The following is an 18,553-nucleotide window of genomic DNA, read 5'->3' as shown; positions in this document are numbered from 1 at the left end:
ACAGGTCGTCCAGCACGGTCACCTGGTGCCCCGCCTCCAACAGGTGCGCCGCCACCACACTGCCCACGTAGCCGGCTCCACCCGTGACCAGGTACTTGCTCATGCCCTCGACCTCCACGACGTTCGGCGTCCACCGCTCGACTGATCGATCATCTTTCAACAAGAACAAACGCAAGTCAACAAGCGGCAGGACGGTTTGGCACCGGGGTGGCCGGTGAGACGACTGCGGACAGCGATCCGGTAGCGAGAGGAGTCAGACCATGACCGGCACGACCACCGCAACGGGGACCGGAACCACGCCGCAGGAGGACGTCGTCGACGTCCTGCTGGCGCAGCACCAGCGGATCCGCGGGCTGTTCGCGGACGTCCGGGCCGCGCAGGGCGAGCACAAGCAGCAGGCGTTCGACGAGCTGCGGGCGCTGCTGGCGGTCCACGAGACCGGCGAGGAGCTCGTGGTGCGGCCCGCGGCCGAGCGCGCGGCGGGCAAGTCCGAGGCCACGGCCCGCAACGAGGAGGAGGCCGAGGCCAACCGCGCCCTGCGGGACCTGGAGAAGCTCGACGTGGCGAGCCCCGAGTTCGACGCCGAGCTGGCCGCCTTCCAGCTGGCGGTCGAGGCCCACGCGCAGCACGAGGAGAAGGAGGAGTTCCCCGCGCTGCTGGCCTCCTGCGACGCGGAGCAGCGCCGGGCGATGGGCCGCCGCCTCCTGGCGGCCGAGCGGATCGCGCCGACCCACCCGCACCCGGGCACCGCCGGCAAGCCGGCCCTGCAGTGGACGGTGGGCCCGTTCGCCTCCCTGCTGGACCGCGCCAAGGACGCCTTCGCCCAGCACCGCGACTGACGCCCCCGCCCGGCCCGTCCGAACGGCACGGCGGCCCGCGACCCCTCGCACCGACGGGGTCGCGGGCCGCCGTGCTGCTGCGCCCGGCGTTTGCCCCGCCGCGGCCCGGACAGGCGCCCGGCGAGGAGAGGAGAACGCCATGGGCAACAACCCGCAGCAGCCGGAACTGCGCCGCAGCGCCAAGGGCGCGAACGTCCAGGGCTCCGCCGGGGCGAAGGCGGACACCGCAGGAGGGCCGGGCCGGGAGGACGAGCGCCCCACCGGACAGGACAGGGGCGACAAGGGCGGCGGCCGCACCGGCGGCGCCCCGCCCGAGCAGCGGCCCGACCACCCCTGACCGGCCCCGCTCTTCCGCACCCGGGCCGTCCGACCGCGGTTGGACGGCCCGTCCGGGGGTAGCCGCCGCACATGGTGACCGTGGGTGTGGAAGAGGAGTACCTGCTGCTGGACGCCGCCACCGGCGTGCCGGTGGCCCGGGCCGAGCAGGTCCGGAAGGCAGCGGACCAACAACCGGGGATCGACGGGGACGAGGTGCAACGCGAGCTGTTGCAGGCGCAGTTGGAGGTCGCCACCCCGGTCTGCAGCACGCTCGACGAGGTCGGCGCCCACCTGGGACGGCTGCGCGGCGCCCTCGCCGCGGCCGCCGCCTCGCACGGCTGCCGACTGGCCGCCTGCGGCGCCGCGCCCTTCGCCGACCGGCTGGCGGTGCCGGTCAGCGACACCCCCCGCTACCGCACCATCCACGCGGACGCCCCGCAGCTGACGGACGAACAGCTGATCACCGGCATGCACGTGCACGTCGGCGTCCCGGACCGCGAGGCGGGCGTCGCCGTCCTCAACGGCCTGCGCCCCTGGCTGCCGCTGCTCGTCGCGCTGTCCGCCAACTCGCCGCTGTGGAACGGCGTCGACACCGGCTTCGCCGACTGGCGGACGGTGATCTTCAGCCGGTGGCCGGTCAGCGGCGTGCCCCCGCACTTCGACGGCGCCGCCGACTACGACGCCCGGATCCGCGCCCTGGTCGACACCGGGCTGATCGGCGACACCGGCCAGCTCTACTGGCAGGCCAGGCTCTCCGAGCGCTACCCCACCGTCGAGATCCGGGCCATGGACGTCCAACTCCGGGTCGACGAGGCCGTGATGCTGGCCGGGCTGGTCCGGGCGATCGCCGCCACCCTGCTCACCGACCCGCTCCCCGCGTCCGCCGCGCCCCACCACGAGGCCCTGGCCGCCGCGGTCTGGTACGCCGCCCGCCACGGCTGCACCGAGCGGCTCCACGACCCCCGCACCGGCACGCTGGACTCCCCGCCCGCGGTGCTGGACCGCGTCCTGGACACCCTCGGCCCCGCCCTGCGCCGCCACGGCGACACCCCGTGGGTCGAACCCCTGCTCAGCCGCCTGCTGACCGAGGGCAACGGCGCGGTCCGCCAGCGCCGCGAGCTGCGCCGCGGCGGACGCGCCGGGCTGGTCGACCTGATCAGCAGCGTCACCGACGGCACGCCCTCCGAGGAACCGGACGCGGACCCCGTCCCGTGAGCCGGTGAGCTCATGAGCGCGCGGCCCCGCCCCGTGAACCCGCGGGCGGGGCCCGGTGCAGGGCCGCCCCTCCGGGTCACCCCTCGTGCTGCTCCCACGCCGCCCGCCGCAGCCCGGCGTCCAGCAGGACGTCCACCGCGGTGCAGGCCAGGGCCTCGGTGACGGATCGCAGGACCGACCGGGCCCGGGGGGAGGCCGCGGCGACCGCGAACTCGGGGGTGTGGTCGGACCCGCCCTCGTCCATGATCGCGACGAACGGGTGGACGGCGGGCACCCGCGCGCTGACGTTGCCGACGTCCGAGGAGCCCAGCAGCACCCCCGGCCGCGGCGGCCCGAGGACGATGCCCGCCCGGGCCAGGTGCGCCGCGAAGCGCCCGGACAACGGCGGGCTGTCGCGGAAGTGCTCGTAGCGCACGCTGGCCCGCTCCACCGTCACCGTCGTGCCGGTCGCCGCGGCCACGCCCTCGGCACTGGTGCGCAACTGCGCCGCCAGGGCGTCCAGTTCGGCGGTGGTGGCGGCCCGCAGCCCGAACCTCCCCTCGGCGAGGTCGGGCACGATGTTCGTCGCCGTGCCCCCGGCCGTGACGATGCCCTGCACGTGGGAGGCGGCCGGGAGCCGCCGCCCCAGCGCGGACAGCACGTTGAACAGCTCGATCAGCGCGGCCAGCGCGTCGATGCCGTGCGTCGGGTCGCCCGTCGGGTGGGCGGCCCGGCCGTGGAAGGCGACCCGGTACTGCTCCTGCGCGGTCAGCACCGCGTGCGTCCAGTCCTGGACGCCGGGGTGGAACATCAGCGCGGCGTCCACCCCGTCGAACACCCCCGCCTCCACCTCCAGGGCCTTGCCGCCGCCGCCCTCCTCCGCCGGGGTCCCGACCGCCAGCACCGTCCCGGCGTCCTCCGGCAGCGCCTCGCGGGCGGCCAGCGCCGCGCCCAGCCCGGCCGCCGCGATCAGGTTGTGGCCGCAGGCGTGCCCCAGCCCGGGCAGCGCGTCGTACTCCAGCAGCAGGGCCACCGCGGGGCGGCCCCGGCCGGAGGCGGCGGTGAAGGCGGTCGGCATCCCCGCCACGCCCCGCCGCACCGCGAAGCCCGCCCGCTCCAGTTCGCCCGTCAGCAGGGCGGCGGCCCGGTGCTCGGCGAAGGCGCACTCGGGGTCGGCGTGCAGGGCGAGGGCCGTCCCCCACAGCTCGTCCGACCGGCGGCGCACCGCCTCCCGGACACGTTCGTGCAGGTCGTCAACGGTGTGAGGCACTTCGGCTCCCGGGGCTCGACGCGGACCGTTCCGTCCACCCGTCTGCCACCCCGCGCCGCCCCCACACCTGGCCGCCCGCCGGGCCGCTCACAGGCGCAGCACGACCAGGGCGGTGTCGTCGGTGAGCCCGGCGGGCGGGACGAGGTCGGCGAGCAGGGCGTCGGCCAGCGGGCCGGGGGCGGCGCGGCGGTGGCGGGCCAGCGAGCGGGCCAGCCGGTCGAGGCCCGCGTCGATGTCCTCGCGGCGGCGCTCGACCAGGCCGTCGGTGTACAGGACGAGGACGGAGCCTGCGGCGAACGCGGCCCGCGCCTGGGGGCGTCCGGCGGGTTCGGGGCGGGCGCCCAGCGGGGGGTCGGTGGCCGCGTCCAGGAACGCCACCGACCCGTCCGGCCCGCACAGGGCGGGCGGCGGGTGACCGGCGCTGCTGTAGGCGAGGGTGCGCTCCGCCCAGTCGATGAAGACCGACACGGCGGTGGTGTTCTCCGCCCCGTCCACGGAACGGGCGTACCGGTCGAGCACCTCCAGCGCCTGGGCGGGCCCGACCGCGACTCGGGAGGCGGCCGACAGGGCGCTGCGCAGTTGCCCCATCACCCCGGCGGCGCGCAGCCCGTGCCCGACCACGTCGCCGACGGCCACCGAGGTGCGCCCGTCTTCGGGCAGGTCGACCAGGTCGTACCAGTCGCCGCAGACGTTCAGCGCACCGGCGGCGGGCCGGTAGCGCACGGCCGCCCGGTGGTCGCCCGGCGGTCGCAGCACGGGCAGCATCGCCGCCTGCAGGTGCAGGGCCACCTCCCGCTCCCGGGCGTGGGCCCGGCGCAGGCGCTCGTTGACGTCCTGGAGCTCCCTGGCCCGGCTGTAGAGCTCGGCCCCCAGGGCCCGGGTCCGGCCGCTGTCGCGGATGCCGCGGGCCCTGATCAGCTCGGTGACCTCCTCGACCCGGTGCAGCAGGAGCACCACCTCCCCGTCCGGGCCGAGCACCGGCACGTTGACCGGGCTCCAGTACCGCTCCTGCCACTCCCCGGGACGCTCCGGGTCCTCCACGTCGTAGCGCTGCAGGGCCATGGTGTCGCGCTCCCCGGTGGCCGTGACCCGCCGCAGCGAGGCGTGCAGGTTGCGCACGCCGGTGGCCGCCGGGTCGTGCGGGTTGTCCGGGAAGACGTCGAACAGGAAACGGCCGACCACCCGGGCGCGCTCGCGCCCGGACAGCAGCAGGTACGCCTCGTTCACGTCAGCGAACACCAGGTCGGGCGTCAGCAGGGCGGCCGCGCCCGGCAGTGCCTGGAAGACGACCCGGTAGTCGATGACGGGTCCGCTCACGATCCACCTGCCGTACGCCGCCGGTTCCGGTCGGGGGTGCTTCCACGATAGGCGCGGCCGCCCCGACCGGCCCCCCCGCGCCGGGCGCGGTGCATGGACGGGCGCCCGCCGGGCACACGGGGGACATGGCCCTCAGGTGGACGACCCGCTCGACGAAGGCACGACGTGCGGCCCCGTACGCGGGAGCCGCCCTGGCGGTGACGGCCGCCGCCCTGGTGGGCGCCCGGGCCGCCGGCCCGGCGGGCTCCTGGTACCGCTCGCTGGACGAGCCCCGGTGGCAGCCCCCGCCGTGGGCGTTCCCGGCGGTGTGGACCCCGCTGTACGCCTCGATCGCCTGGAGCGCCGGACACGCGCTCGGCCGGACCCGCGGCCGCGAGCGCGCCGCCCTGGCCGCCGCGTACGGGACGAACCTGACGCTGAACGCCGGGTGGACCTGGCTCTTCTTCGGCCTGCGCAGCCCCGCCGCCGGGACCGCCGGCTGCCTCCTGCTGGACGCCGACACCCTGCACCTGATCCGGCGGACGGCCCGCCACGACCCCGCGGCCGCCACCGCGCTCGTGCCCTACGCCGCCTGGTGCCTCTTCGCCACCGCGCTCAGCGCCTCGCTGGCCCGCCGCAACGGCTGAGCCCGGCCCCGCGCACGGCGGCGGGCCCGGCCCGTCCGGGCGTTTCCGGCCCCGGTGGCGGGAAAGACGCGGGCAACCGGCCGCCCCGCACCGGGGCGGGCCCGGCCCCCGAGGAGAGGTCGATCCGATGGCACCCCACGAACCCGGCACCCCCGCTCCGGGCCCCGGCGGCCCGGGCGGGTCCAGCGGCCGCGAGCAGCGGGCCGGGAAGCGCACCGTCCCCGGGACCGCCTCGGCCCGCGAGGGCTACGACCCGGGCACGGGAACGGCGGCCGGCGACCCGCTCACCGGGGTCGAGGCCGACCGCGACGAGGCCGACCGCGACGAGGAGAGCGGCGGGCCGGACCGCCCCGAGCAGCGGGGCTGAGCCGCCGTGACCGCGACGCCCGGTTACGCCGTGGCCGCCTCCGGCGCCTGGTTCGACGAGGAGGACAACCGGCGCCTGCCCGCCGGTGAGGCGCACGCCTGGGAGCGGGGGACCAACCAGACCCTGTGCGGCCTGTCGCTGCACCGCTCGCAGCTCCTCAGGTTCCCGCACGTCGCCTGGCCCGACGTCCGCCCGGACAGCGGCGGCGCCGCCGACCGCATCCGGCGCGTCTGCCCCCGCTGCACCGCCGGAGCCGCCCGCGGCCGGGGCGGCGGCCGCCCGTGGACCCGGCGGGCGCCCCGCCCCTGAGGGCGCGCCGACGCCTCACCCGCGGGGCGGCCCGCCGGGAGCCAGCCCGGACAGGTCCGGCCGTCCGCCGAGGCGCTGGACCGTCGCACCGGCCGCCGCCGCGGCCAGCCGTCCCGCGGCGGCCGGGTCGGAGCCGTGCCGCAGCCCGGCGACCAGGCCCGCGACGAAGGCGTCGCCCGCCCCGGTCGGATCGGCCACCGGCACGTCCGCCAGCGGCAGCAGCAGCTCGCCGCCCGGCCACACCAGCAGGTCACCCCGGTCGGGCACCGCGAGGGCGACCAGGCCGGGGCCCGCGGCCAGCAGGCGGCTCCCCAGGGCGCGGGCGTCCCGCAGCGAGCCGACCGGCCCGTCCGCGAGCAGTTCCGCCTCGGCGGCGTCGGCGCGCAGCACGTCGACCAGGCCCAGCAGTTCACCGCGGACGGCCGGGTCGGGGGCGCCGTCCGCCACCACGCGTGCACCGTGCCGCCGGGCCAGCCGGGCGGCCGCCAGCACGGTCGCCGACGGCTGCTGGAGCTGCAGGGAGACAGCGCCGGCGTCCGTGAGGACCGCCCGGGCCCGTTCGAGGTCGTCGACGGTCACCAGGCCCTCGGGCGGGACGTCCTCCAGCAGGCGGCGGCTGCCCGGCGCGTCGACCAGGTCCAGCAGCAGGGCGGTCCGCCCGCGCCGGACGACCCCCGCCGTCCCGATCCCGTCCCGGCCCGCCGCGCGCAGCACCGCCCCGCCCGCCCGGTCCTCGCCCACCACGCCGACCAGGCGCACCGGCACGCCCAGCTGGGACAGGCCGACGGCCTGGTTGGCGCCCTTGCCGCCGAGCCCCTCCCAGCGCTCCGCGACGCCAGCGGACCCGCCGACCGGCGGCAGACCGTCCGTCCGCAGCACCACGTCCCGCCCGATCTGGCCCACCACCACGACGCACCCGCCGCCCGCCGCCCCGTCCGTCACCGCTCGCTCCGCATCCAGGTCCGCTCCCGTCGAGGCCCCCGCGCCTGCCCGGCCGCCGTCCGGCGAAACGCCGTCGACCGGACGGCGGCGGGAACGGGCCGGGGAGGCGTGCACCGCTCCCGGCCGGGCAGGCGCGCGGGGAGCCGGAAGGACCGGTGGACCAGGAGGAACGCGAGGAGACCCACCATGACCGACCCGGACCGGAAGCCCGAGACGCCCGACCTGCCGCCCGCGGCCGGGACGGAGGTGCCCGACACCGACGCCGGCGCCGTCGCCGACGAGGAGGGCCGCGACCCGACCGAGGGCCCGACCTCCGAGCAGAACCGCACGGCCGCGGAGACCACCAGGGCCGAGGGCGGGGACGAACCCCCGGACTGACCCGGCCGATCGACCGAGTGACCGACCCGCCCGCCCCGCGGGCGGACCCGAGCAGCACCAAGGAGCAGCGGATGACCGAGTACGAACGCTCCCGCACCATGCCGGCCCTCCCGGAGCCGGTCTTCGACGAGGCGACCGGCCCGGGGCGGCTCGACGCCTGGATGCCCCGCGGCCTGCACGTGCGGGCCGACGACCCGCCCGCGGCGACCGTCCACCAGGACCGCGGCGGCACCGACGAGCCCGCGCTGCTGCGCACCCGGCGCGAACAGCTGCGGATGGAGTGGGGCACCCGGGAGGACGGGCGCTACGCGGGCTGGCTGCAGGTGGCCGGCCTGGACGGCGGGACCAGCGAGGTGACCGTCCACCTCTCCTTCTTCGACGCGGACTCCGCGCCCCCGGCGGAGACGGTCGAGCAGGAGCTGGAGGAGAGCCTGGCCCGGCTGGAGGAGCAGGTCCGCCTCCGGACCGACAGCGGCGGCTGACCCCGGGCGGCCCGGGCCGCCCCGGTGCGGCGGCCGCCGCGTCCGGACGGGTGGCGGGGCTGGGCCGCACGGGTGGCCGGGCCGCGTCGCGGGACGGTGCGCGGCGGAGCGGGCGCCGCGGCGGGGGAGAGTACGTCTCGGCCCGTGCCCGGACGCACCCGACGGGGTGGAGCAGCGCCCCGCGACCACGCCGTCCGCACGGGCACCCCGAATCACCGGTGCCGCCCCGCCCGGGGCGGCACCCCCGAACCGAGGAGTCGAGATGTCCCGCACCCGCAAGTACTTCGCCGTCGCCGCGCTGGCCGCCACCGCCGTGCTGGGCACCGCCGGAGGGGCCTCCGCGTCCGCCGGGGCCCAGGGCGTGGCCGTCGGCTCGCCCGGCGTGCTGTCCGGCAACCTGATCCAGATCCCCGTGCACATCCCGGTCAACGTGTGCGGCAACAGCATCAGCCTGGTCGGCGCGCTGAACCCGGCGTTCGGCAACCACTGCGCCAACATCGGCTGACGCCCCGACGGCCTGGGTCAGGAGGGCGTCGGGAGGTAGTCGAACCAGTCGAAGGCGACGGTGCCCCCGGTGGCGTACAGGCCGATGACGCGCCCGGTGAAGCCGGCCGCGACCTCGGTGGAGAGGTAGCGCCCGTCCAGTTCGGCGAGCGGCTGCGCGCCCGGGGCGTCGGGGTCGCCGAGCCAGTAGGCGAGGGTGTCGGGGCCGAAGGGCTCGGTGCCGGCGAGTTCGGGGGAGGCGGTCACCAGGTCGGTGGTGCGGACGGTCAGGGTGAGGGTGAGCGGGCCCGGCGGCACCGGGCGGCTGGCCAGCACCTGGCGCAGCGGGCCGATCCGGGCGACCACCCGGACCTCGCCCGCGTCGGCCTCCAGGTCGTAGTGGTGCGCCTCGTCCAGGCGCACGCTCAGGCCGCCCCGGCCGGTGCCCGGGTCGATCCGGGTCGAGGCGCGGCAGTCGTGGTGCTGCTGGCGGCGGCCGAGGAAGGTGTGGCCGGGCCGGTCGAGGGTGGGGCCGGTGGCGGTGAGGGAGAGCCAGCCGGGGCGCTCGGTCAGCGACCAGGAGCCCTCGGGGCGGGCGTGCGGGGAGATCCACTGCGGGGCGAGCGCGGGGGCGTCGAAGTCGTCGCGGACGGGCGGGGCGGGGAAGGGGTGCCAGGCGCCGCCGGGCGCGGTCTGCCGCTCCTCCACCGGGGCGACGACCGGCCAGCCGTCCTCGCCCCAGGTCACGGGGGTGAGGAAGGTCTCCCGGCCGAGCACGTGGTAGTTGGGCGAGAAGCCACGGGGCCGGGTGCCCAGCAGCACCATCCACCAGCTGCCGTCGGGCGCGGTGACCAGGTCGCCGTGGCCGGTGCTCTGGACCGGCCGGTCGGTGCCGCTGTGCGAGAGCACCGGGTTGGCCGGGGCGCCCTCCCAGGGGCCGCGCGGGGAGCGGGCCCGGGCGACCGAGACGGCGTGGCCGCGCTCGGTGCCGCCCTCGGCGATCAACAGGTACCACCAGTCGCCGATCCGGTACAGGTGCGGGGCCTCCGGCCACTTGAGGCCGGTGCCCGACCAGGTGGGGAAGGGCCCCTCCAGCACCTCGCCGGTGACCGGGTCGATCCGGGAGAGGTGGATGCCGGGGGCGGTGGAGGCGGCCCAGCAGGTGCCGTCCTCCTCCCAGGCCAGGTCCGGGTCGATCCCGGGCAGGTCGATCCAGACCGGGTCCGACCAGGGGCCCTCGGGCCGCTCCGCGCTGACGACGAAGTTGCCGCCCGCGGTGACGTTGGTGCAGATCACCCAGAAGCGGCCGTCGTGGTGACGGATCGTGGGCGCGTAGAGCCCGCGGGAGGCGGTGCTGCCGGGCAGCGGCAGCGGCAGCTGCCCGGGGCGGTCGAGCACGTTGCCGAGCTGCCGCCAGTGCACCAGGTCCCTGCTGTGGAAGACCGGCAGCCCGGGGACGTACTCGAAGCTGGAGCACACCAGGTAGTAGTCGTCACCGACCCGACACACGCTGGGGTCCGGGTGGAACCCGCTGATCACGGGGTTGTCGTACGTCCGCACGGGGCGGTCCTTTCGGGGGTTGTGCGTGCCGCCGGTCAGCCGAGGGCGATCGCCGTCCACGACACCGGGGGCAGCTCGATGCTGAGCACGCCGTCGGCGAGGACGGCGCTGGTGTTCGCGGCCGGGACGACCCGGTGCTGGTCGGCGAGGGTGTTCTTCGCGTAGGGGTCGGCGTCGGCGAGGGTGAGCGCCTCGAGGACGCGCGACGCGGCGGGGCCGAGGTCGCGGACGTCGACGGTGACCCGGGCCGGCTCGGACAGGTCGCGGTTGACCAGGAAGACCGCGGCCCGGTCCTCGTCGACGGTCGCGACGGCGTCGACCAGGGACGCCTCGCCGTGCCGCGCCGTCAGGTAGGTCGGCGCCTCGACCACCGGCCGGAGCACCTCGCCGGAGGCGAGCCGGCTGGTGATCGAGAACGGGTGGAAGGTGGTCTGCCGCCAGGCCGGGCCGCCGGGCTCGGTCATGATCGGGGCGATCACGTTGACGAGCTGGGCCAGCGAGGCGGAGGTGACGCGGTCGCTGCGCTTGAGCAGCGTCATCAGCAGGTTGCCGACGACCACGGCGTCCGCCACCGTGTAGACGTCCTCCAGCTGCCGGGGGGCGTAGCGCCACTCGTCGTTGACCTCGTCGGACGCCTTGTGCTCCTCCAGGTACCAGACGTTCCACTCGTCGAAGGAGATGTTGATCTTCTTCGACGAGCGCTTCTTGTGGCCGACGTGGTCGGCGGTCGCGAGCACGGCGTCGATGAAGAACTCCATGTCGACCGACGAGGCCAGGAAGGAGCCGAGGTCGCCGTCGTGCACCTGGTAGTAGGCGTGGCAGGAGATGTAGTCGACGTGGTCGTAGCTGTGCTCCAGCACCGTGCGCTCCCAGTCGCCGAAGGTCGGCATGCCGGAGCCGGAGGAGCCGCAGACCACGAGTTCGAGGTCCTTGTCGGCGGCCTTCATCGCGGCGGCGGTGCGGGCGGCGATCTTGCCGTAGTCGTCCGCCGTCATGAAGCCCGTCTGCCAGGGGCCGTCCATCTCGTTGCCCAGGCACCACATGCGCACGTCGTGCGGCTCCGGCGTGCCGTTGGCGATGCGCAGGTCGGAGAGCGCGGTGCCGGACGGGTGGTTGGCGTACTCGAGCAGGTCCAGGGCGGGCAGGATGCCGCGGGTGGCGACGTTGACCGCCAGCATCAGCTCGGAGTCGGTGAGCTTGAGCCACTTGGCGAACTCGTCGAGGCCGACCTGGTTGGACTCCAGCGAGTGCCAGGACAGGTCGCGCCGCACCGGGCGCCTGTCGCGCGGGCCGACCGAGTCCTCCCAGCGGAAACCCGAGACGAAGTTCCCGCCGGGGTAGCGGACGGTCGTGGACCCGAGCTCCCGCACCAGCTCGACCACGTCCATCCGGAAGCCGTCCTCGTTCGCGGTCGGGTGGTCCGGCTCGTAGATGCCGGTGTAGACGCAGCGGCCGAGGTGCTCGACGAACGAGCCGAAGGTGCGGCGCCGGACGGGGCCGACCACGGCCCTCCGGTCGAGTGCGATGTGGGCGCGGGGCAAAACGGGTCCTTTCAACGGGTCGGTGCGGGGCGGGCCGGGCGCGCGGGCCCGGCGCTCAGCCCTTCACGGCACCGGTGAGGCCACCGACGATCTTCTTCTCGAAGGCGGCGAAGAAGGCCATCGCGGGCAGCATGGCGAGCGAGGTGAAGGCGAGGACCTTCGCGGTGTCCACGGAGTACTGCGAGGAGAACGCCTGGACGCCCAGCGGCAGGGTGAAGTTCGCCTGCGAGTTCAGGACGTACAGCGGCAGCACGTAGTTGTTCCAGCTGCCGATGAACCCGAGGATGCCGACCGTCACCACGCCGGGGCGCGACAGCGGGATCACCATGCGGAAGAAGAAGCCGAGCCGGCCGGTGCCGTCGATCGCGGCGGCCTCCTCGATCTCCTTCGGGATGGCCCGCAGGAACGGCACCAGGATGATCACGGTGGTCGGCAGCCCGAAGGCGATCTGCGGGACGATCACGCCCAGCAGGTTGTCGACCAGGCCGAGGTCCTTGATCACGATGTACAGCGGGGTGATCGCGATGACCATCGGGAACATCAGGCCGGCCGCGAACAGGGAGTACATCGCCCCCTTGAACCTGAAGTCGTAGCGGGCCAGCACGAAGCTCACCATCAGGCCGAGGATCACGGTGCCGACGGTGCTGGCGAGCGCCACCACGAGGGAGTTGGCGAACTCGCCCCAGAACGTCACCGACTTCAGGACGTTCAGGTAGTTGCTGACCACCCAGGGCTCGGGCAGGCCGGCCGGGCTGGTGCTGATCTGCGAGTTGGTGCGGAAGCCGCCGAGCACGATGTAGAGCACGGGGGCGACGCAGACGCCGATGAACAGCAGGGCGACGAAGTAGGTGAAGGGGTTGCCCCACTTCTGCGGCCGGTCGGCCGTCCGCGCGCTCATCAGGAGGCTCCTTCGGTGATGGCACCCTGCAGGTCGCGGCGCAGGAGGAAACGCTGGTAGAGCAGCGCGACGACGAGCGAGATCAGGAACATCACGACCGCGATCGCGCTCCCGTAGCCGTAGTTGCCCGCGTTGCGGCCCTGGCCGACCATGTAGATCGCCATGGTCGAGGTGCCCGCGGTGCCCGCCACGTACGGGCCCCAGATGATGTAGACGAGGTCGAACAGCTGCAGCGAGCCGATGATCGACAGGAACGCCCAGATCCGGATGGTCGGCCCCAGCAGCGGCAGCGTGATGCGCCGCTGGATCTGCCAGTACGAGGCGCCGTCGATCTGGGCGGCCTCGGAGAGCTCCTCGGGGATCGACTGCAGGCCCGCGAGCATCAGGATCACCGCGAAGCCGATGTACTTCCACGAGATGATGCCCAGCAGCGTCCAGATGGCCAGGTCGGGGTCGGCCAGCCAGTCGGCCTGCAGGAAGCCCAGCCCTACGTGCCGCAGCAGGTCGTTGAGGGCGCCGTTGCTCTGGAGCATCAGGCTCCAGCCGGTGCCGACGATGACCTCGGAGACCACGTACGGCACGAAGATCAGGATCCGGATCGCCGAGCGGCCGCGGATCTTCTGGTTGAGCAGCAGTGCGAGGACGATCGCCAACGGGCCCTGGACGGCCAGCGAGAGCACCAGGATCACACCGGTGTGCCACAGCACCTGCTGGAACGCCGGGTCGGTGAGGATCAGTTTGTAGTTGTTCAGACCGACCCAGTCGGTGGGCGCCCCGTACCCGTGCCAGCGGTAGAAGCCGTAGAACGCGGCGAGTGCCACCGGGAAGATCACGAACGACAGGAAGACGATGACCGCCGGTCCGGACAGGACCGCGATCTCGAACCGCATCTTGGCACGGCCGCGCCGGCGGCGGGTGGCCGCCGGCGGCGGAGCCGGGCGCGCGGACGAGACCGCGCTCCCGGCTCCGGGCGTGCCCTGCGACTGGTGGCCGTCGGCCGGCTCAGTACCCAGGGTGTTGCTCATCGGTGCTTACTCAGCCCTTCGCGGCGGCGGCGTTGGTGTCCTTGGCGATGTCGGCCGCGCCGCCCTTGCCGGCGAACAGGTTGACGACGGCGGTGTTCATCGCGTTGCCGACGTTCTGGCCGTACTCGGTGTCGAGGAACAGCACCGAGTAGGGGGCCTTGTTGAAGGCCTGCAGCGCCGAGACGTTGTAGGGCTCGCTGACGCCCGCCTGGGCCTCCTTGTTCACCGGGATGGCGACGAAGGCCTTGGCGTACGCCTTCTGCTGGTCGGTGGTGACCAGGAAGCGCAGGAAGTCGAGGGCCTCCTTCGGCGCCTTCTTGGAGAGCGAGAAGCCGTCGAGGCCGCCCATGATGGCGGCCGGGTCACCCTGGCCGCCCGGAACGGCCGGGAAGGGGAACCAGCCCAGGTCGGGGAGCGGCTTCTGGTCGGGGGTCAGGCTGGCGATCACCCCGGGGTCCCAGTTGCCCATGAGCTCCATGCCCGCCTTGTGGTTGGCGATCATGCCCGCGGACGAACCGGCGCCCTGCTGCGAGGAGGTGGTCAGGAAGCCCTGCTGGAACGGCTCGGTCTTCAGGAACGAGGCGAGGTCCTCGCCGGCCTTGGTCCAACACGGGTCGTCGAACTTCAGCGACTGGGCGGCCTTCTTCAGGGTGTCCTGGCTGCACTCGCGCAGGGCGAAGTTGTAGTACCAGTGCGCGGCCGGCCAGGCGTCCTTGGCGCCGACCGCGATCGGCGCGACGCCGATCGCCTTCAGCTTCGCGATGGCGTCCTGCAGCTCGGGCATCGTGGTGGGCGGTGCGGTGATGCCGGCCTGCTGGAACAGGTCCTTGCTGTAGTAGATGCCCTCGGGCTGGGTGTCGACCGGCATGGCGTAGACCTTGCCGTCGATCGAGTACCCGGCGATGCCCGCCGCGCCCGCGTTCGCCTTGTCGGCGTCGGTCAGGTCCAGCGCCTGGACCTGACCGGCCTGGACCATGGCCTGCATCTTGCCGCCGCCGCGCTGCAGGAAGATGTCCGGCGCGGAGCCGGAGTTGAGCGCGGTCTGCAGCTTCCCGTCCAGGTCCTCGTTCTGGATCGTCTGGATGTTGATCTTGACGTTCGGGTGCAGGGCCTCGTACGCCGCCCCGGCCGCCTTCCAGTACTCGGCGCCCGCACCGGGCTGGGCGTTCTCCCAGAGGGTCAGCGTGACCTTGCCGTCGGACGAGCCGCCGCTGCCGCCGCCGTCGCTGCCGGCGCAGCCGGTGACGGCGAGTGCGATGCCCAGGGCGATCGCTGCGGCCGCCGTGCGGCGTGTCTTTCTCGTCATCGTGGGACTTCCTGTTCTGTCGTGGAGGCCGGGAGCATCCGGGGCGTTGCGAATGAAGGAAGCGTGCCGGGTGAGGAACACCGCGGCCCCGTTCTCCGGCCCGGGGGTGTGCAGGTCGGACCTGGGGGTCGGAGGGGGTGCGGCCGTGTGCGGGGTGGTCGTCACAGGCGGCTCGATAGGTGGAGAGTATGGGCGCGGCGCGAAGCCCCGTCAATAACTTGTTTCCGAAATGCTTGCGAAAGTTGCGAACTTATTACGGCCGACAGGGCCGAAACTTTCGAACTCAAGCCCCCCACTTGTCCGTTACGGGAGCTTGACAGCTTTTGTTAACGCTAACAATATGGGGGCCCTGCCCACCCTCCTGCCTGTGGTCCCGGCGGACCCCCACCCGCGCCGGGCGTCTTCGCACGCCCGGACGCCCCGTTCCCCGGAGGATGTTCATGTACAGACGCTGGCTCAGAGCCACCCGCCGCAGAACCGCGGCGGCCGCGACGGCCGTCGCGCTGCTGGCTCCCGGCCTGGTCGCCGCTGCGGTGCCCGCCCAGGCCGCCGCCCCGGAACTCGTCGTCAACGGCGGCTTCGAGAGCGGCCTGGCCAACTGGTCGGCCAACCACGGGAACCCCACCGACGGCGCCACGCTGTCGCTGACGGCCGACGCCTACTCCGGATCCGCCGCCGTGCTCGTCACCGGCCGCCAGACCACCGGCTCCGGGCCGATGCAGGACGTCTCCGGCAAGGTGAAGGCCGGTCACAGCTACACCGTCTCGGCGCGGGTGAAGTACAGCGACCCCGCCGCGCCCGCGGCCAAGCAGTTCTTCGTCACCATGCACTACGGCGGCGCCACCTACACCAACCTCGCCACCGTGACGACGCCCCGCGGGCAGTGGGGGTTGATCCAGGGCACCTTCACCGTCCCGGCCGCGCAGAGCACCGCCACCGCGCAGCTCTTCGTCGAGACCCCCTGGGTCCAGGACCCGGCGAGCGCCCCGGCCGTCAACCTGATGGACTTCGAGGTCGACGACGTCTCCCTGACCGAGGCCGACGCCACCGCGCCCACCCACCCGGTCGGCCACGCCGCCCCGGCCAAGACCGTCGGCAACGCCAACCCGCTGATGGACTACCAGTACGGCGCCGACCCGTGGGCGATGGTCTACGACGGGCGCGTGTACGAGTACATGACCTCGGACGGCTCCGCCTACGACGCCAACGGCGACATCGCGCAGTCCTACGAGTACGACGACGCGGGCAACATCAAGGACAACGGCTACGGGCAGATCAAGACGCTCACGGTCATCTCCTCCGCCGACCTGGTCAACTGGACCAACGAGGGCCAGGTCAAGGTCGCGGGCGCCCCGGGCGCCGCGAAGTGGGCCGCCAACTCCTGGGCCCCGGCGGCCGCGCACAAGACGGTCGGCGGGAAGGAGAAGTTCTTCCTGTACTTCGCCAACAGCGGCGGCGGCATCGGCGTCCTGACCTCCGACTCGCCCGTCGGCCCGTGGACCGACCCGATCGGCAAGCCGCTGGTGAGCAGCGCCACCCCCGGCACCGCGGGCGTGGTGTGGATGTTCGACCCGGCGGTCCTGGTCGACGACGACGGCTCCGCGTACCTGTACTTCGGCGGCGGCGTGCCCACCGGCGGCACCGACCACCCGCGCAGCACCCGGGTGATCAGGCTCGGCGACGACATGGTCAGCACGGTCGGCCCGGCCGCGACCATCGACGCGCCCGCGGTGTTCGAGGACTCCGGGATCAACAAGATCAACGGCAAGTACTACTACAGCTACTGCACCAACTTCAGCCACTCCAGCACCATCGACGGCCACACCATCGGCTACGGCAACATCGCCTACATGGTGTCCGACAACCCGATGGGCCCCTTCACCTACCAGAGCGAGATCCTCGGCAACCCCGGCTCCTTCTTCGGCGCGGGCGGCAACAACCACCACGCCATGTTCGAGTTCAAGGGCCAGACCTACATCACCTACCACGCCCAGACCGTGCAGTCCGCGCTGGCCGCGGGCGGCTCGCTGGACAAGCCGCACGGCTACCGCTCCACCCACATCGACAAGGTGACGGTCAACGCCGACGGCACCATCGCACCGGTCACCGGCACCTACCGGGGCCCGTCCCGGCAGGGCACGCTCGACGCGCACCAGCGGATCGAGGCCGAGACCATCGCCTGGGACTCCGGCATCCAGGACGCCTACGCCCCCGCGTCCGGCATCCGGGTGCTGCCGATCGGCGCCGACACCACCGGCGAGCAGAAGCTCAGCAACATCAACAACGGCGAGTGGACCTCGCTGGCCGGCGTCGACTTCGGCCCGGACGGCGCCACCACCCTGGCCGCCGACGTGCTGCCCAAGGCCGGGGGCCGGATCCAGGTCCGCCTCGACCACCCGGACGCCTCCGGCACCCCCGTCGGCACGCTGACCGTCCCCGCCGCCTCCAACGGCGCCTGGACCGAGGTCCGCACCGACCTGACCACCCGGGTGACCGGCGTGCACGACGTCTTCTTCGTCGCCGAGGGCACCGGCACCGGCGAACTCTTCGACGTCGACGACTGGCGCTTCGGCTCCGACCGCACCGCCCCCGTCGTCACGGCCCGCACCACCCCCGCCGCGCCCGACGGCCAGGGCGGCTGGTTCACCGGCCCCGTGGCCGTCGACCTCTCCGCCACCGACGACTCCGGGGTGGCGGGCATCGAGTACCGCCTCGGCGACGGCGCCTGGCAGCCCTACCGCGCCCCGGTCGCGCTGCCGGAGGGCACCACCGAGCTCGGCTACCGCGCCACCGACACCGCGGGCAACACCAGCGAGGAGGCCCGCCTCACCGTGAAGCGCGACTCCACCGCCCCGACCGCCGCCGCACAGCTGCCCGCACCCACCCTGGGCCACCTGTACGAGGGCTCCGCGACCCTCACCCTGACCGGCGAGGACACCGGCTCCGGCATCGGCGCGCTGGAGTACGCCCTGGACGGCGGCGACTGGCGGGCGTACATCGGCGCCGTCACCGTCGACGCCCCCGGCCGGCACACCGTCGCCTACCGGGCCACCGACCGGGCCGGCAACCGCAGCGCCACCGGCACCGCGACCGTCGACGTCGTGCCGAGGTGCACCCGCACCGTCACCGGGGACAGCCGCAGCGCCCTGGTCGTCTCCGCAGGGACGACCTGCGTGAAGGGCGCCCAGGTCGGCACCGTCACCGTGGTCGACGGCTCGGCGACCCTGGTCGTCGTCGACAGCACGGTGCTCGGCAACCTGAACGTCCACCGGGGCGCCGCCGTGCTGGCCGAGAACAGCACCTTCTCCGGCAACGCGACGCTCTCCGGCACCACCGGACGGATCGGCCTGGTCGGCAACACCTTCGCCCGGACGCTGGGCCTCACCGGCAACACCGGCAGCGCCCCGCTGCTCTCCGGCAACGCCGTCGACGGCCTGCTGAGCTGCACCGGGAACGACCCCGCCCCCGTGGACGGCGGAGTCGTGAACCACACCGCCCAGGGCGCGACCGGCCAGTGCGCCGGACTGGCGGTCAACGACCGCGGCTAGCCCGTCCGCACCCCGCACCGACCGCCGACCGGACGCACCCGCGCCCGGTCGGCGGCCGCGTTCCGGACCACCGGACCCCTGACACGGCGTCGGACGTGCGCCGGTGGGGTGCCCGACACCCGGTGGCGGCCAGTAGGGTGGACGCCGGGG

19 protein-coding genes are annotated in these 18,553 nt (G+C 74.3%); 10 read left to right on the top strand and 9 right to left on the bottom strand.

The window, feature by feature from the left end; translation table 11 throughout:
* On the bottom strand, nucleotides 1-103 hold a 103-nt coding region (locus tag QSK52_RS30630; RefSeq protein WP_285736291.1), incomplete at its 3' end, for an NAD-dependent epimerase/dehydratase family protein.
* 157 nt (nucleotides 104-260) lie between these two features.
* Between QSK52_RS30630 and QSK52_RS30625 the strand changes: the two genes are divergently transcribed.
* From QSK52_RS30625 to QSK52_RS30615, 3 genes are all read left to right on the top strand, one after another.
* On the top strand, nucleotides 261-839 hold the full coding sequence (locus QSK52_RS30625; RefSeq protein ID WP_285739466.1) for a hemerythrin domain-containing protein: 579 nt from the start codon (nucleotides 261-263) through the stop codon (nucleotides 837-839).
* A gap of 139 nt (nucleotides 840-978) precedes the next feature.
* Nucleotides 979-1,176 (top strand): hypothetical protein, encoded by a 198-nt coding sequence (locus QSK52_RS30620; protein ID WP_285739465.1) that lies wholly within the window; start codon nucleotides 979-981, stop codon nucleotides 1,174-1,176.
* Nucleotides 1,177-1,247: 71 nt separating this feature from the next.
* Nucleotides 1,248-2,372, top strand: a complete 1,125-nt coding sequence (locus QSK52_RS30615) for a carboxylate-amine ligase (RefSeq protein WP_285739464.1) — start codon at nucleotides 1,248-1,250, stop codon at nucleotides 2,370-2,372.
* 76 nt (nucleotides 2,373-2,448) lie between these two features.
* Here QSK52_RS30615 and QSK52_RS30610 read toward each other — a convergent pair whose 3' ends face one another.
* Both QSK52_RS30610 and QSK52_RS30605 read right to left on the bottom strand, forming a co-directional pair.
* Complete coding sequence (locus QSK52_RS30610) at nucleotides 2,449-3,621, bottom strand: amidohydrolase (RefSeq protein ID WP_285739463.1); 1,173 nt, start codon at nucleotides 3,619-3,621, stop codon at nucleotides 2,449-2,451.
* A gap of 87 nt (nucleotides 3,622-3,708) precedes the next feature.
* Nucleotides 3,709-4,938: a PP2C family protein-serine/threonine phosphatase gene (locus QSK52_RS30605; protein ID WP_285739462.1), complete on the bottom strand. Its 1,230-nt coding sequence runs from the start codon at nucleotides 4,936-4,938 to the stop codon at nucleotides 3,709-3,711.
* A 125-nt stretch (nucleotides 4,939-5,063) separates the two neighbouring features.
* Here QSK52_RS30605 and QSK52_RS30600 point away from each other — a divergent pair, with 125 nt between their 5' ends.
* The 3 genes from QSK52_RS30600 to QSK52_RS30590 all read left to right on the top strand — a co-directional run bounded on the left by QSK52_RS30600 (nucleotide 5,064) and on the right by QSK52_RS30590 (nucleotide 6,240).
* Entirely contained in the window at nucleotides 5,064-5,564 is a 501-nt protein-coding gene (locus tag QSK52_RS30600; protein ID WP_285739461.1) for a TspO/MBR family protein, read from the top strand.
* A 127-nt stretch (nucleotides 5,565-5,691) separates the two neighbouring features.
* Nucleotides 5,692-5,931, top strand: coding sequence for a hypothetical protein (locus tag QSK52_RS30595; protein ID WP_285739460.1), 240 nt, complete (start codon nucleotides 5,692-5,694; stop codon nucleotides 5,929-5,931).
* A 6-nt stretch (nucleotides 5,932-5,937) separates the two neighbouring features.
* A complete protein-coding gene (locus QSK52_RS30590; RefSeq protein ID WP_285739459.1) occupies nucleotides 5,938-6,240 on the top strand; it encodes a hypothetical protein in 303 nt (100 codons plus the stop codon).
* Nucleotides 6,241-6,255: 15 nt separating this feature from the next.
* On the opposite strand, the gene QSK52_RS30585 is transcribed toward QSK52_RS30590, so the two are convergent.
* Nucleotides 6,256-7,182 carry a PfkB family carbohydrate kinase gene (locus tag QSK52_RS30585; RefSeq protein ID WP_285739458.1) on the bottom strand — a complete coding sequence of 309 codons (927 nt, stop codon included), beginning with the start codon at nucleotides 7,180-7,182 and terminating at the stop codon, nucleotides 6,256-6,258.
* Nucleotides 7,183-7,368: 186 nt separating this feature from the next.
* Here QSK52_RS30585 and QSK52_RS30580 point away from each other — a divergent pair, with 186 nt between their 5' ends.
* The 3 genes from QSK52_RS30580 to QSK52_RS30570 all read left to right on the top strand — a co-directional run bounded on the left by QSK52_RS30580 (nucleotide 7,369) and on the right by QSK52_RS30570 (nucleotide 8,547).
* Entirely contained in the window at nucleotides 7,369-7,560 is a 192-nt protein-coding gene (locus QSK52_RS30580; RefSeq protein ID WP_285739457.1) for a hypothetical protein, read from the top strand.
* 71 nt (nucleotides 7,561-7,631) lie between these two features.
* The gene (locus tag QSK52_RS30575; RefSeq protein WP_285739456.1) at nucleotides 7,632-8,042 is read left to right on the top strand and encodes an SRPBCC family protein; all 411 of its coding nucleotides are present in this window, start codon (nucleotides 7,632-7,634) and stop codon (nucleotides 8,040-8,042) included.
* 262 nt (nucleotides 8,043-8,304) lie between these two features.
* Nucleotides 8,305-8,547 carry a chaplin gene (locus tag QSK52_RS30570; RefSeq protein ID WP_285739455.1) on the top strand — a complete coding sequence of 81 codons (243 nt, stop codon included), beginning with the start codon at nucleotides 8,305-8,307 and terminating at the stop codon, nucleotides 8,545-8,547.
* Between the two features lie 17 nt (nucleotides 8,548-8,564).
* Here QSK52_RS30570 and QSK52_RS30565 read toward each other — a convergent pair whose 3' ends face one another.
* The 5 genes from QSK52_RS30565 to QSK52_RS30545 all read right to left on the bottom strand — a co-directional run bounded on the left by QSK52_RS30565 (nucleotide 8,565) and on the right by QSK52_RS30545 (nucleotide 14,855).
* Entirely contained in the window at nucleotides 8,565-10,085 is a 1,521-nt protein-coding gene (locus QSK52_RS30565; RefSeq protein ID WP_285739454.1) for a glycoside hydrolase family 43 protein, read from the bottom strand.
* A 35-nt stretch (nucleotides 10,086-10,120) separates the two neighbouring features.
* Entirely contained in the window at nucleotides 10,121-11,626 is a 1,506-nt protein-coding gene (locus QSK52_RS30560) for an alpha-N-arabinofuranosidase (RefSeq protein WP_285739453.1), read from the bottom strand.
* A 55-nt stretch (nucleotides 11,627-11,681) separates the two neighbouring features.
* Nucleotides 11,682-12,524 (bottom strand): carbohydrate ABC transporter permease, encoded by an 843-nt coding sequence (locus tag QSK52_RS30555; RefSeq protein WP_285739452.1) that lies wholly within the window; start codon nucleotides 12,522-12,524, stop codon nucleotides 11,682-11,684.
* A complete protein-coding gene (locus QSK52_RS30550) occupies nucleotides 12,524-13,414 on the bottom strand; it encodes a carbohydrate ABC transporter permease (RefSeq protein ID WP_285739451.1) in 891 nt (296 codons plus the stop codon). Before QSK52_RS30550 ends, QSK52_RS30555 begins: the two co-directional genes overlap by 1 nt.
* Before the next feature lie 145 nt (nucleotides 13,415-13,559).
* Nucleotides 13,560-14,855, bottom strand: a complete 1,296-nt coding sequence (locus QSK52_RS30545) for an extracellular solute-binding protein (protein ID WP_285739450.1) — start codon at nucleotides 14,853-14,855, stop codon at nucleotides 13,560-13,562.
* A gap of 440 nt (nucleotides 14,856-15,295) precedes the next feature.
* Between QSK52_RS30545 and QSK52_RS30540 the strand changes: the two genes are divergently transcribed.
* The gene (locus tag QSK52_RS30540) at nucleotides 15,296-18,403 is read left to right on the top strand and encodes an OmpL47-type beta-barrel domain-containing protein (protein WP_285739449.1); all 3,108 of its coding nucleotides are present in this window, start codon (nucleotides 15,296-15,298) and stop codon (nucleotides 18,401-18,403) included.
* The last annotated feature ends 150 nt before the right edge of the window (nucleotides 18,404-18,553 follow it).

The organism is Kitasatospora phosalacinea (assembly GCF_030268885.1).
GTDB classification, from domain to species: domain Bacteria; phylum Actinomycetota; class Actinomycetes; order Streptomycetales; family Streptomycetaceae; genus Kitasatospora; species Kitasatospora phosalacinea_C.
Note: the sequence above shows the minus strand (reverse complement) of the source record. Positions and strands in the feature narration are given on the sequence as shown.

Excerpts from the sequence above, each read along its gene's own strand:
- QSK52_RS30625 (WP_285739466.1), top strand. The coding sequence starts at position 261 with ATGACCGGCACGACCACCGCAACGGGGACCGGAACCACGCCGCAGGAG.
- QSK52_RS30620 (WP_285739465.1), top strand. The coding sequence starts at position 979 with ATGGGCAACAACCCGCAGCAGCCGGAACTGCGCCGCAGCGCCAAGGGC.
- QSK52_RS30615 (WP_285739464.1), top strand. The coding sequence starts at position 1,248 with ATGGTGACCGTGGGTGTGGAAGAGGAGTACCTGCTGCTGGACGCCGCC.
- QSK52_RS30600 (WP_285739461.1), top strand. The coding sequence starts at position 5,064 with ATGGCCCTCAGGTGGACGACCCGCTCGACGAAGGCACGACGTGCGGCC.
- QSK52_RS30595 (WP_285739460.1), top strand. The coding sequence starts at position 5,692 with ATGGCACCCCACGAACCCGGCACCCCCGCTCCGGGCCCCGGCGGCCCG.
- QSK52_RS30580 (WP_285739457.1), top strand. The coding sequence starts at position 7,369 with ATGACCGACCCGGACCGGAAGCCCGAGACGCCCGACCTGCCGCCCGCG.
- QSK52_RS30575 (WP_285739456.1), top strand. The coding sequence starts at position 7,632 with ATGACCGAGTACGAACGCTCCCGCACCATGCCGGCCCTCCCGGAGCCG.
- QSK52_RS30570 (WP_285739455.1), top strand. The coding sequence starts at position 8,305 with ATGTCCCGCACCCGCAAGTACTTCGCCGTCGCCGCGCTGGCCGCCACC.
- QSK52_RS30555 (WP_285739452.1), bottom strand. The coding sequence starts at position 12,524 with ATGAGCGCGCGGACGGCCGACCGGCCGCAGAAGTGGGGCAACCCCTTC.
- QSK52_RS30550 (WP_285739451.1), bottom strand. The coding sequence starts at position 13,414 with ATGCGGTTCGAGATCGCGGTCCTGTCCGGACCGGCGGTCATCGTCTTC.
- QSK52_RS30545 (WP_285739450.1), bottom strand. The coding sequence starts at position 14,855 with ATGACGAGAAAGACACGCCGCACGGCGGCCGCAGCGATCGCCCTGGGC.
- QSK52_RS30540 (WP_285739449.1), top strand. The coding sequence starts at position 15,296 with ATGTACAGACGCTGGCTCAGAGCCACCCGCCGCAGAACCGCGGCGGCC.